This is a genomic window from Streptomyces sp. NPDC057694 (assembly GCF_042799415.1).
Lineage (GTDB): Bacteria > Actinomycetota > Actinomycetes > Streptomycetales > Streptomycetaceae > Streptomyces.
The window spans coordinates 54803-67618 of the sequence record NZ_JBHVIX010000020.1; the positions used below are offsets into that span (position 1 = coordinate 54803).

Sequence of the window (12816 nt, forward strand, 5' to 3'; positions counted from 1 at the left end):
GCTCCGTCAACATCCGTGCATGACAACGGTGTTACGGGAGTGCCCGACGAAACGGGCGAGGTACCGGCGAGGTACAGAAAAGCCCCGGGCCCGCACCCGACTCCCCCGCCGGAGCGCCCGCCGCATGCCGTGGGGATGACGGTCGCGGAAATGCGCAGCGGTACGCCGGACGGCGCGGAGGTCGGATACGGGCCCGGGGCCCTTGCTGGACGGGCGGCCGCCTAGTGGCCGCCGAACAGCGAGCGGCGCAGTCGCCGCAGTGGTGCGAAGAGCGAGACTCGCCGCACCCGCGCACGGGTCTTGCTGCGCTCATCGTGCGCGGCGTCACGCGCGGTCAGCTCACGCATCAGCGTCGTCGCCTCGACCGTCTCGCGCTGCGGGACGGCGGGACCGCCGAGCACCGAGAGATGGCGGTCGAGCCGCGAACTGGTCGCACTGCTCCCGCAGGTGATCGCAGGCACACGTGGCCTGCTGCGCACTGTTATCTGTTCCATGTCACTCCCCACCCGTACGAGGGCACCCGGCCCGGGCAGGTTAACCCTATCGCCCCATCGCGACACTCGTGTATCCCGGTCGCAGGATTCACCTCCCCCATAAGGAGGTTGACGCCCTCTTGACGGTTACTCTCCGAATACAACTGAATTCAGGGCGAGTTGGACAAGTGGGGTGCCAGCCGGACGTTTCGAGCCGTCGCCCGAAGCGGTCGTAACCGTCAGTGAGGACGCGCCCCCCGTCAAGCCGGTGGCCGGATACGGCGTGTCGGACCGCCGTCGGGCAGTGCCCCCAAGGGACACGGGGGTGCGGAGCCCCCCGGAGAGACTCCCGTTCGACAGTCGCGGGCGCCGGGCGGGGCGGGAAGGTCCATGGCGGTGATCATGGCGCCGCACCGGCCTCGGCGACGCCCGCCCCCGGGTGACGTCGGCGTGCGGCGGAGCGGGAACGTGGGCGATATCACGTGCTCCGGCCGGTGCGGCAGCCGCTCCGGCGATCGGGGCCCGGTCCGTGCCGTGTCGGCTCCCAGGTGTGGATCGGTGTTCAAGGGGGCCGCATCGGGCCTCGGTTGAGCTACTTTTGTTCTGACTTGTCGTGTTGTCGTGGCGAGTGGGGGCGGCGCCCGTGAGCACAGGGCCTGGAAGTGGCGGAAGCAGCGGGCGGGTCGTCGCGGGCCGGTACCGGCTGCTCGATCCGGTCGGCGAGGGCGGCATGGGCACCGTGTGGCGGGCCCACGACGACGTGCTCGGGCGCGAGGTGGCCGTGAAGGAGGTGCGGGCCCCGGCGGGTCTGCCGACGGCCGACCGGAACCGGATGTACCAGCGTCTGGAGCGGGAGGCCTGGGCGGCCGCGCGGATCTCGCACCGCAACGTGATCACGCTGTACGACGTGGCCACGGACGACGAACGCCCGTGGATCGTGATGGAGTTGGTGCGCGGGGTCTCGCTCGCCGACCAGCTCGACGCGGAGGGTCCGATGCCCCCGCAGCGCGCCGCGCACATCGGCGCGGAGGTCCTCGCCGCGCTGCGTGCCGCGCACGAGGCGGGTGTGCTGCACCGCGACGTGAAGCCGGGCAACGTCCTGCTGTCGAACGACGGCCGGATCGTCCTCACCGACTTCGGGATCGCCACGGTAGAGGGGACGCAGGCGCTCACCATGACCGGCGAGGTGATCGGCTCGCCCGAATTCCTCGCTCCTGAGCGTGCGTTGGGGCGCACGCCGGGGCCCGAGTCCGATCTGTGGTCGCTGGGTGTGCTGCTGTACGCGGCCGTCGAGGGGCACTCGCCGTTCCGGGCGGACACCCCGCTGAGCACGCTGCGCGCCGTCGTCGACGACGAGCTGCCGCCCCCGCACCGCGCGGGCCCGCTGGCGCCGGTCATCGAGGGGCTGCTGCGGAAAGACCCGGCCGAGCGGTCCGGGGCGGCGCAGGCCGAGCGCGATCTGCGGATCGTCGGCGCGGGCGGCACGCTGCGGGCGGACCCGGTGGTGTCGTCGTCGATGCCGACGGTGACCTCACGTCAGCCGTCCGCGGCGCCCACACCGCCGAGGCCGCTGCCCACGCCCGCCGCATTCCCGTCGGCCGCGGCCGGCACCGGGTCGGCCGTCCCCGCGGACACCGGCCCGCGCGCGGCCCGCCGCGCCTCGCTCGCCCTGACGGCCGGCCTCGTGGTTTTGCTGCTGGCGATCGGCGGACTGACGTACGCCCTGCTCAACCGGGACGACGGGGGCGGCGGCAGCAGCAGTGGCGGCAGCTCCGGGGGCAGTACCGGCGGGAGTTCGTCGGGGGGCGGCTCCACGGCGGGCGCAAGCCCGGGCGAGAGCGAGTCGGAGTCCCACGGCGGGGCGACCAAGTCGTCCGGCCACGGCAGCGGGAGCGGGAGCGCCGGACACACGACCACGCCCGCCCAGTCGGTGCGGGTCGCCGTCTCGGCGGTCCGCGGCAGTTACTCGGGGGCCTGCCCGCCGCCGGGTTCCGCGGCACCGGCCTTCACGGCGACGATCACGGTGGGGCGTACCCCGGCCGAGGTCGAGTACCGGTGGGTGACGAAGAGCGGCGAGCCGTCGGACCCGGGCTGGAAGACCCTGAGCCTCGGCTCGGGCGATGCGAAGAGCCGCACGGTGAACACCACGGAGACGCGGTACGAGGACGGCGGCACGCTGCACAACGAGATCGGTGTGGAGGTACGCGCTCCGGCCGCGGCGAAGTCGAACTACGTCGCGTACTCGGTGACGTGCGAGGTGGTGGCCCCCTCCACGGGAGCCACCACCGGTTCACCCACCCCGTGAGTCTGCGCTCACGGGGTTCGGGTCACGCGTTGGACGTGAACACGGGCAGATAGCCGCCCGACTGTCCGGCGGCCGTCGGGTGGTACGACTCGCCGATGTTGGTCCAGTTGACGCTGTGCAGCCAGGCGTCGCCGGAGCAGATCTCGTGCCCGGTGAACGCCGACCGCACGTCGCCGAAGGCGAACCCGTGGTCGGCGGCGCGCTTGGCGATGGTGGTGTTGAGCAGGTCGGAGGCGCTGTTGATGGCGGTCCGCTCGTTCTCGGACAGGCCCGCGAGGCAGCTGCCGCCCAGCTTGTAGAAGCGGGGGTAGCCGATGACCACGACATGGGCGGCCGGGGCCTTGGCGCTGATCGCGTCGTACACCGTGTTCAGGTTGCCGGGCAGCGTCGAAGTGACGTACGCACGAGCCGTGTTGATGCGGCTCAGGCACGTCGCCTCGGACTGGAGGACGCAGGTGGTCATGACGTCGGCGAAGCCCGCGTCGTTGCCGCCGATGCTGATCGAGACGAGGCCGGTGCCGGAGCCGAGCGGGGCGAGCTGACCGGAGAGAACATCACCCGTACGGGCACCCGAGCACGCGGTGAAGTTGAAGCTGGAGGGTGAGTGGGCGGCCGCCCACAGGGCCGGGTAGGCCTTGGTGGAGCGCTTGCAGTCGCCGCTCTCGCTGGTGTAGCTGCCGGAGCCGACTCCCGAGGAGTAGGAGTCGCCGAGCGCCACATAGCCGGTGGCCGCCGCCTGCGCGTTCGTCGCCCCGGTGAGGGCGATGCCGGCCGCGAAGAGGAACGAAGTCATGAATGCCGTAAGTCGGAAACGTCTCATGGAACCTCCCTTAGCAGGATTTCTGCCACATCTGTGGTAGCACGCCACAGAGTTACCGGGAAGTACCCCTGACGGACATTCACCGGCCGTTCAATTGCAGGTACATGTCAGGGTTATGACATACCCTCAGATCGCTTGAGCTACGCCCGTAGATGGCCCCAGTCTGCTGAGCGGGCCCGGACGGAACACCTCACTCCGACGGCCCGTGTGCGCCACCCAGCGCACACCCCCCACTGACGCATGCCGTCCCCGGCGTGCGCCGCCTATGAGGAGGACTCCCTCGTTATGGCACTCAACAAAGCACTGGTGACCGCGGCAGCCTCGACCGCGGCGGCCGTCGGCCTGCTCGGCTCGCTCACCGCACTGCCCGCCCAGGCCGCCGCCCCGGCGACCGGCACGGTCCTGGCGGCGGGCTCCGCCGAGGCCGTCGACGGCAGCTACATCGTCACGCTGAAGAAGCCCGCACAGAGCCCGGCGGGCCTCAAGGCCGCGTCCGCGGACGGCAACAGCCTGATATCCGAGCACGGCGGCGCGGTGCAGAGGACGTTCCGCACCGCGCTCAACGGCTATGCGGTGAAGGGGCTCTCGGCCACCGAGGCCGCGAGACTCGCGGCCGACCCGGCCGTGGCGTCCGTCGAGCAGAACCAGCGGGTGCACGTGGACGCCACCCAGACCGGCGCCCCCTGGGGCCTGGACCGCATCGACCAGTCGGCCCTGCCGCTCTCCGGCACGTACACCTACCCGGACTCGGCGGGCAGCGGCGTGACGGCGTACGTGATCGACACCGGCGTACGGATCACGCACGCACAGATCAGCGGCCGCGCCTCGAACGGCTACGACGCCGTCGACAACGACAACGTCGCGCAGGACGGCAACGGCCACGGCACCCATGTGGCCACCACCATCGCGGGCACCACCTACGGCGTCGCCAAGAAGGCGAAGATCGTGGCGGTGCGCGTGCTCGACAACAACGGATCGGGCACGACCGCGGGCGTCATCGCCGGCATCGACTGGGTCACGAACAACCACAGTGGCCCGTCGGTCGCCAATCTGTCGCTGGGCGGCGGCACCAGCACCACGCTCGACACGGCGGTGCGCAACTCCATCGCCAGTGGCGTCACGTACGCGATCGCGGCCGGCAACTCCGGTGCGAACGCGTCCACTTCGTCGCCCGCCCGGGTCACCGAGGCCATCACCGTCGGCGCCACGAGCAACACCGACGCCAAGGCCAGCTGGTCCAACTACGGCTCCGTGCTCGACCTGTTCGCGCCGGGTGTGTCGATCACGGCGGGCTGGAACACCAGCGACACCGCGACCAACACCATCTCCGGCACCTCGATGGCCACGCCGCACGTCGCGGGCGCGGCCGCGGTCTATCTGGCGGGCCACACCTCCGCCACGCCCGCCCAGGTCGCCTCGGCACTGGTGAACGGGGCCACGTCGGGGGTCGTCACCAGCCCCGGCAGCGGCTCGCCGAACAAGCTGCTGAAGATCGTCCAGTAGCGGCGCGACGGTCGGCTGATTGACCGTCAATTCCCTTGTGTGACTGCCGAGTTCCCCGAAGGCGTCCGTCGCCTTCGGGGAACTTGTCATGACCCCCGCGCACTCCCCGTGCCTCCTTGTGCGCCTTGACGCCACCCCTGGCGCTGCGCGACATTGAAGTCCGGCATCCGGCGCTTCAGGGGGCAAAGTCGCCAATGCAGACCATCGGCATCAAGCCGTCGTCATCCGGCGGTTCGGGGGACCAACCGTCCGGCAGAGACACGCTGCACCTGCTCGCGGGGGCCGGCGCCGTCGCGGCGGGCGCGGGGTTCGTGCTCGCGCTCACGCACACGGACTCACCACTGCGCGGACCGCTCACGCTCTTCTTCCTGCTGGCCGCGCCGGGCGCCGCCTTCGCCGCGGCCCTGCGCGGCCTCGATCTCGGGGTCCGCATCCTCGTCTCGGCCGCCGGCGCGGTCTGCGTCGTGATGCTGGTCGCCCAGGGCATGCTCGCCACGCACCACTGGTCGGTCGACGGCGGAGTCGTCGCGGTGGGCACGCTCACCGCGCTCGCATTCCTCCTTCAACTCACCTTTCGTAAATGGAGAGGCAAAGTCCGCTAGTGGGACACGAGTTCAGGTAAAGGACAGAACAACAAAAACGTGCTTCCTCGTTCCAGGTCTTGCCATAAGTGCTCAATCATCAATACCGTCGTACATCCACCCGCATCGGTGCATCATGTAATGCGATCTAGGGGAGGGCTCAAGATCGCTAAGGCCCGGCGCGGGGCGCGGTAGGGGGGTGCCGTGCTCGGTGATTCGCTTGTTCCTGTGTGGTGGGTCTCCGAGTCGCGTGCCGCGCGACCGGTCCAACCAACCGGTGTGTATTGCCAGCTCACCCGGCCTGTACGGAGAGCTGTTCCGGCCTGGCCGTAAGTGAGAACCCCCCTTTCGAACCGGATACACAGCCGGACCGCCCGAGGGGCGGGCGGTCCACCGGACGAGAGGGACCAGACTCATGAGCAGTTCCGTGGTGCGCCCGGCGATCCCGGACGACGGGGCCACGCCCGCACGAATACCCGCCCAGTACCTGGCGATCTCCACGCACCTGGCCATCGCGCCACGGGTGAGCGTGGTCATTCCCGCCATGAACGAGGCGGAGAATCTTCCCTACGTCTTCAAATCGCTCCCGGAGTGGATCCACGAGGTCGTCCTCGTGGACGGGAACTCCACCGACGACACCGTAGAGGTGGCACGGGAGTTGTGGCCGGACGTGGTGGTCGTGCCGCAGAGCGGCAGGGGCAAGGGGGATGCCCTGATCACCGGTTTCCAGGCCTGCTCGGGCGACATCATCGTGATGGTCGACGCGGACGGCTCGGCGGACGGCCAGGAGATCGTCAGCTATGTGTCGGCGCTGGTCTCCGGCGCCGACTTCGCCAAGGGCTCCCGGTTCGCCAACGGCGGGGGCACGGACGACATGACACCCGTGCGCAAGCTGGGCAACTGGGCCCTGTGCACGGTCGTGAACGCCAAGTTCGGCGCCCGCTACACCGACCTCTGCTACGGCTACAACGCGTTCTGGCGGCACTGCCTCGACGAGATCGACCTCGACTGCACCGGCTTCGAGGTGGAGACCCTGATGAACATCCGGGTCGTCAAGGCCGGGCTGAAGGTCCAGGAGATCCCGAGCCACGAGTATCTGCGGATCCACGGGGCGAGCAATCTGCGGGCCGTGCGGGACGGGATCCGGGTGCTCAAGGTGATCCTCAAGGAGCGGTCGAACCGGCGGGCGCTGCGTCGGCGGGTGGTTCCGAATCCGTTTCAGCTGGTGGGGGGAGACGGATCTTGATGGGGCGTCATCGGTTGCCGTCACGGGGCTCCGCCCCGGACCCCGCTCCTCGATCGCCGGAGGGGCTTGATTGCGTATCACCGGAGGGGCTTGAGTCACTGACCGTCTCCGTCGTCGTCTGTGCGTACACCGAGGATCGCTGGACCGACATCCTCGCCGCCGTCGACTCGGTCCGCGCACAGTCCCGGCCGGCCCTGGAGACGCTGCTCGTCGTCGACCACAATCCGGCGCTGCTCGACCGTCTCACCAGGGAGTACAAGGAGACGGTCGGCGTGCGGGTGCTCGCCAACCGGGGGCCGCGCGGCCTGTCCGCGGGGCGGAACACCGGGATCGCCGCCTCGTACGGGGAGATCATCGCGTTCCTCGACGACGACGCGGTCGCCGAGCGGGACTGGCTGCGCTGGTTCGTGGACGGGTACGCCGATCCGAGGGTGCTGGCCGTCGGCGGGCGCACCGAGCCGATCTGGGCCTCGGGGCGCCGGCCCGCCTGGTTCCCCGAGGAGTTCGACTGGGTGGTGGGCTGCGCGTACAAGGGGCTGCCGCGCGGCAGAGCCGAGGTGCGCAACGTGCTGGGCGGCAACGCCTCGTTCCGGCGCACCGCCTTCGCCGCGGCGGGCGGGTTCGCCACCGGCATCGGCCGCGACGGCGACAAGCGGCCGCTGGGCTGCGAGGAGACGGAGCTGTGCATCCGTCTGTCCCGCGCAAGACCGGACGCGGTGCTCCTCCTCGACGACCGCGCGGTGATCCACCACCGGGTCCCGGCCGCGCGGGAGCGGTTCGCCTACTTCCGTACGCGCACCTACGCGGAAGGTCTGTCGAAGGCCCTGGTGGCCCGAAGCGTGGGCGTGGACAAAGGACTTGAGAGCGAGCGCGCCTATACGGGCAGGGTCCTGCCGGCCGGAGTGGCGCGCGGTGTGCGCGACTTCGCGCTCGGCCGGGCCGGTGGTGCGGGGCGGGCCGGGGCGATCGTGGCCGGAGTGGCGGCGGCGGCCGGCGGGTACGTTCTCGGGAGCCTGCGGACGCGTCGGGGCGGGAGCGCCGCCGCGTTCACCGTCGTGGAGATCGACCGGGGTGACGCTTTGGGGGAAGCGGCGTGAACGAGCCGGCACGGATGTCGGACGGGGTACCCGTCCCGATCCTGATGTACCACTCGGTGGCCCGGGAGCCGAGCGAGGAGACACGTGCTCTCTCGGTCTCCCCCGACCGGTTCGCGGAGCAGATGGAGCTGCTCGCCGAGCACCGCTGCACTCCCCTGACCACCGCCGAGCTCGCGGCGATCTGGCGCGGCGGCGGGCGGGCGCTGCCCGAGCGGCCCGTCCTGATCACCTTCGACGACGGTTATGAGGGCGTGCACCGGCACGCCCTGCCCGTCCTCGCCCGGCACGGCTTCGCGTCCACCCTGTTCGTCTCGACGGGGTGGCTGCGGGGCGCGCACGACACCGGCCGCGGGCTCGACACGATGCTCGACTGGGACCAGGTGCGGGCGCTCGCCGGGCAGGGCATGGAGATCGGCGGGCACAGCCATACGCATCCGCAGCTCGACCAACTCCCGGACGACGATCTGGAGTTCGAACTGCGGCTCTGCAAGGAGATCGTCGCGGAGGAGCTGGGCCTTGTGCCCGCCTCCTTCGCGTACCCGTACGGCCACTCCGACCGGCGGGTGCGCCGGGCCGTGCGCGCGGCCGGTTTCGCACAGTCGCTCGCCGTCGGCAACGGACTGGCCAGGCGCCGGCAGGGCCCCTACGCCCTGCAACGCGTCACCGTGCGCCGCTCCACCGGCGCCGCCGAGTTCGAGCGGCTGATCGAGGGCCGCGCGATCGGCCGCACCTTCGCCACGGACCGTGTCCTGACCAAGGGGTACGCCGTGGTCCGCAGAGCCCGACAGGCCCGCCGGAAGGCAGCTCGTACCCGTGTCTGACACGACGACCACCACCGCCAAGGCCGAACCGACCGCCTCCGCCGAGCCGCAGGCGCCGCCCGGCCGCAGACTCAGGCTGCCCGGCAGGGGCCGAGGCAGGAAGGGCGCCCCGCACGGCACGGTGTCGGGGGGCGGCAGCCAACTGTTCCGCAACGCCTACGCGCTGATGCTGAACACCGGCATCTCCGGCGTGCTCGGGGTCGGCTTCTGGCTGGCCGCCGCGCACTACTACACGGCGGACGCGGTCGGTCAGGGTTCGGCGGCGATCGCGGCGATGAAGTTCCTCGCGGGGCTCATGGCCGTGACGCTGACCGGGGCCCTGGCCCGCTTCATCCCCATCTCCGGGCGCCGCACGGGACGGCTGATCTTCCGTACGTACGCGGGGAGTGCGGTGGCGGTCGCGGTGGCCGCGGTGATCTTCCTGCTGACCCTGGACGCGTGGGGTCCGTCGTACAGATTCCTGCACGGGCCGGTCAACGGTCTGGGGTTCGTCGCGGCCGTCGTCGCCTGGGCGCTGCTCACGTTGCAGGACGGGGTGCTGACCGGGCTGCGCAGCGCGCTGTGGGTACCGGTCGGCAACACCGTGTTCTCGCTGGTGAAGCTCGCTCTGCTGGTCGCGTTCGCGACGTCGCTCGTGACGACCGGGGTGTTCGTGTCCTGGGTCGTCGCGATCGCGTTCTCGGTGGTACCGCTGGGCTGGCTGGTCTTCCGCCGGCTGGTTCCCCGGCACATCGAGGCGACCGACGGCAAGGCGGAACCGCCGACGCTGCGCCAGATGGGCCGCTTCGTCGCGGGCGACTCCACCGGTTCGCTGTTCTCGCTGGCCGTCGTGTACCTCGTGCCCGTCGTCATCGCCTCGCAGGTCAGCTCCGCGGACAACGCGTACTTCTACATCACCACCACCATCGGCGGCACGGTCAATCTGCTGGCCATCAACATGGGTGCCTCGCTGACGGTGGAGGGCTCGCACGATCCGGCGCAGCTCGCCGCCAACACCCGCGCGGCGCTGCGCCGGATGGCCCGCATCATGATCCCGATCTGCGCGCTGCTCTTCCTCCTCGCCCCGTACATCCTGCGTGTCTTCGGGGCGGACTACGCGGATGCGGCGACGCCGCTGCTGCGCTGGTTCGCCGTGGGCGCGGCCCTGCGGGTGGTCATGGAGACGTACTTCGCCGTGCTGCGGGCGCAGAGCCGCACCGCCGGACTCGCCTGGCTGCAGGGCCTGTTGTGCGTCCTGGTGCTCGGTCTGACGTTGCTGCTGCTGCCGCGGATGGGGCTGACCGGCGCGGGCGTCGCGGAGATCTCCTCGCTCGCGGTGATCGTGACGATCGCCGCGCCGAAGCTGTGGCGCGTGGTGCGCACCGCGCCCGCGGTGCCGCTCGCCGACAGCGCGGCCCCCGACGGCGACCTCGCCGACCTCGGCATGCCGAAGGGCCCGTCCGGCCGGAAGCGCGAGCAGGGGCCCACGTGGGCGCTGCGCGGCGCGATGGACTCGGACACGCTGCAACTCGCGGTGCAGCTCAACCTGGACCACCAGGAGCGGCGGCCCGATGTGCGGCCGGGTCCGGTGACCCCGCCGCGCGGTACCCCCGAGGCGCACCGGCCGACGTGGGCGGCCGGTACCCGGGCGCCGGACTCCGGGGCGTCGGCCTCGCAGGCGTCCAGTGAGGGGAACAGCGAGGGCGGTTCGGGGGTGCCGGGCGAGCGGAGCACGGTGAATCTGTCGCCGGGCAAGAAGCGGGACGAGGCCACGACGGGCCCGCGCGGGGCCGGTGACGACTACGCCGGTACCGGTGCCGGTACCAGTACGGGCGACGGTACGGGTACGGGTACGGGCACGACCGGCGCCGGGCGGTTCGACCCGGGTGCGGTGCCCCTGCGGCCCGCCACCGCACCGTCGGCCGCCCCGGCGAAGCCACCGCGTGCCCGCCTCACCCCGACCGTGGCCGTCCTGACGCTGCTGCTGATCGCGGGGCTCGGCCTGTACTGGGGCCCGGTCCTCGGCATGAGCGACGCCGGTCTCGACGACATGGGCGGGCTCGGCCTGATCTCGGTCCTCTCCCCCGTGACGCTGCTCGGCGGCGCGCTGCTCATCTCCGTCTTCGCGACCCTGTTGTGGCTCGAACGCCCGCACACCTGGCTGCTGTTGGCGACCTTGCTGGCGACGGTCGTGTCGCTGCACGCGCTGCCCGCCGTCATCGAGGCGGAGCCGCGCTTCGCGACGGCGTGGCAGCATCTGGGCTTCCTGGACTACATCGACCGCACGGGTTCGGCGGTGCCGGACCTGGACGCCCGCTGGAGCTGGCCCGGCTTCTTCGCCGCGGCCGCCTTCGTCGCCAAGGCATGTGGTGTCAGCGATCTCGGCGAGGTCGTCCGCTGGTGGCCGATGACGGTCCAACTGCTCTACCTGGCGCCGATGTTCCTGCTGCTGCGCTCGGTGCGGGCGAGCTGGAAGGCCAAGTGGACCGGCCTGTGGATCTTCGTACTGAGCGGCTGGGTGGGCCAGGACTACTTCTCGCCGCAGGGCTTCACGTATCTGCTCTATCTGATGTTCGTGGCGATCCTGCTGGTCTGGTTCCGGGCGCCCCGGGTGCTGTGGACCCAGCGGCGCCCGGGCGAGGCGGAGGTCGAGCCGTCGGACCGCCGCCAGCGCTCCGTGCTGCTCGTCGTGCTGATCGTGCTGTTCGCCGCGACGGTCCCCGCGCACCAGCTGACACCGTTCGTGATGCTGGGCGTGCTCGCCGTCCTGGTCCTCGTCGGCCGGTCCGAACTGCGCGGCCTGCCGCTGCTGTTCGGGGTGCTCGTCGCCGTCTGGCTGGGCTTCCTCGCCGAGCCGTACTGGTCGGGTCACTTCAACGATCTGTTCGGCGGGGTCGGCGGCGTGGGCGGCAATGTCACGTCCTCGGTCTCCGGCCGGATCCAGGGCGGCAGTTCGACCCACAAGCTCGTGCTGTACACGCGGGTGCTGCTGGCGGGCGGCGTCCTGGCGTTCGCCTGCTACGGCTGGTGGCGGCGCCGCGAGTGGAAGTACCGCGAGCGCTCCCTGGTCGTGCTGACCTTCGTGCCGTTCCTCGGCTTCGGCATGCAGTCGTACGGCGGCGAGATGGCGCTGCGGGTCTTCATGTTCGCGCTGCCCGGCGCCGCGCTCCTGGCGGGCCTGGCGCTCTTCCCGCGGACCGGCGTCACCATGAAGGAACGCGACCAGGACGGGATCAGTCTGGCTCCCCTGGCGGCGCTGCTGGCGGGCCTGCTGCTCTTCGGCGGCTTCCTCGTGGCCCGCTGGGGCAACGAGCCGTTCGAACGGATCCGGCCCGGCGAGGTCGCGGCGATGGACTACGTCTACGCCCATGACAAGCCGACCGTGCGGCTGCTGTGGATGAGCAACGACACCGTCGACAACGTCACCCCGTCGCTGCCGTGGGGCGCGCGCGACATGGAGAAGGTCCAGTACGTGCCGACGCTCGCGCCCGTCGATCCGGTCCTGGTAGGCGGCCTGGTCAAGGCGCTCAAGGACGCGGGCCCGAACTCGTATCTGATGATCAACAAGAGTCAGGTCGTGTATCTGCAACTGGACGTCGGCTACTCGAAGGCGTGGTCCACGCGCCTGGTACAGAACCTGGACCGGCGTACGGAGCTGAAGAAGTCCTACGTCAACGACGACGTGACCATGTACCAGCTGCGCACACCGCCGTCCGGCCCGGTCGAGAAGGCGGAGCCGGGCCCGATCGGCCCGATGATCACCTGGACGCCGTGGTCGGTGGTGGGCGCGCTGGCCGCCCTGGCCCTGATCGTGCTGCTCACGGCGCGCGAGGTGATCCGGGTGGCGATGCCGCCGAGCGTGCGCCGGCTGCGCCGGTTGCAGAGCACGTTCTGGTTCTCGCTGCCGCTGCTCGCGGTACTGCTGGCGTCGCTGATCCAGCGGTTCATCACGATGGGCCTGAACTGACGGCGGGCGCTGACACCGCTTCCT

Annotated in this window: 9 protein-coding genes; 7 read left to right on the forward strand and 2 right to left on the reverse strand. The window is 71.0% G+C overall.

Annotated features, from left to right (window positions below; genetic code table 11):
* Nucleotides 1–221: 221 nt before the first annotated feature.
* On the reverse strand, nucleotides 222–494 hold the full coding sequence (locus tag ACFVDP_RS32325; RefSeq protein WP_383497552.1) for a hypothetical protein: 273 nt from the start codon (nucleotides 492–494) through the stop codon (nucleotides 222–224).
* 709 nt (nucleotides 495–1203) lie between these two features.
* On the opposite strand from ACFVDP_RS32325, the gene ACFVDP_RS32330 reads away from it, so the two are divergent.
* Nucleotides 1204–2778 carry a protein kinase gene (locus tag ACFVDP_RS32330; RefSeq protein ID WP_383497731.1) on the forward strand — a complete coding sequence of 525 codons (1575 nt, stop codon included), beginning with the start codon at nucleotides 1204–1206 and terminating at the stop codon, nucleotides 2776–2778.
* A gap of 22 nt (nucleotides 2779–2800) precedes the next feature.
* Here the strand turns inward: ACFVDP_RS32330 and ACFVDP_RS32335 are convergent, their stop codons facing one another.
* Entirely contained in the window at nucleotides 2801–3598 is a 798-nt protein-coding gene (locus ACFVDP_RS32335; RefSeq protein ID WP_383497554.1) for an SGNH/GDSL hydrolase family protein, read from the reverse strand.
* 285 nt (nucleotides 3599–3883) lie between these two features.
* Here ACFVDP_RS32335 and ACFVDP_RS32340 point away from each other — a divergent pair, with 285 nt between their 5' ends.
* The 6 genes from ACFVDP_RS32340 to ACFVDP_RS32365 all read left to right on the forward strand — a co-directional run bounded on the left by ACFVDP_RS32340 (nucleotide 3884) and on the right by ACFVDP_RS32365 (nucleotide 12792).
* Complete coding sequence (locus ACFVDP_RS32340; RefSeq protein ID WP_383497556.1) at nucleotides 3884–5101, forward strand: S8 family peptidase; 1218 nt, start codon at nucleotides 3884–3886, stop codon at nucleotides 5099–5101.
* Between the two features lie 194 nt (nucleotides 5102–5295).
* Entirely contained in the window at nucleotides 5296–5703 is a 408-nt protein-coding gene (locus tag ACFVDP_RS32345; RefSeq protein ID WP_383497558.1) for a hypothetical protein, read from the forward strand.
* Between the two features lie 394 nt (nucleotides 5704–6097).
* Entirely contained in the window at nucleotides 6098–6928 is an 831-nt protein-coding gene (locus tag ACFVDP_RS32350) for a glycosyltransferase family 2 protein (protein ID WP_383497560.1), read from the forward strand.
* A gap of 98 nt (nucleotides 6929–7026) precedes the next feature.
* A complete protein-coding gene (locus ACFVDP_RS32355) occupies nucleotides 7027–8025 on the forward strand; it encodes a glycosyltransferase family 2 protein (protein WP_383497733.1) in 999 nt (332 codons plus the stop codon).
* A 14-nt stretch (nucleotides 8026–8039) separates the two neighbouring features.
* Nucleotides 8040–8846 carry a polysaccharide deacetylase family protein gene (locus ACFVDP_RS32360; protein WP_383497735.1) on the forward strand — a complete coding sequence of 269 codons (807 nt, stop codon included), beginning with the start codon at nucleotides 8040–8042 and terminating at the stop codon, nucleotides 8844–8846.
* The gene (locus tag ACFVDP_RS32365) at nucleotides 8839–12792 is read left to right on the forward strand and encodes a lipopolysaccharide biosynthesis protein (protein WP_383497562.1); all 3954 of its coding nucleotides are present in this window, start codon (nucleotides 8839–8841) and stop codon (nucleotides 12790–12792) included. Before ACFVDP_RS32360 ends, ACFVDP_RS32365 begins: the two co-directional genes overlap by 8 nt.
* The last annotated feature ends 24 nt before the right edge of the window (nucleotides 12793–12816 follow it).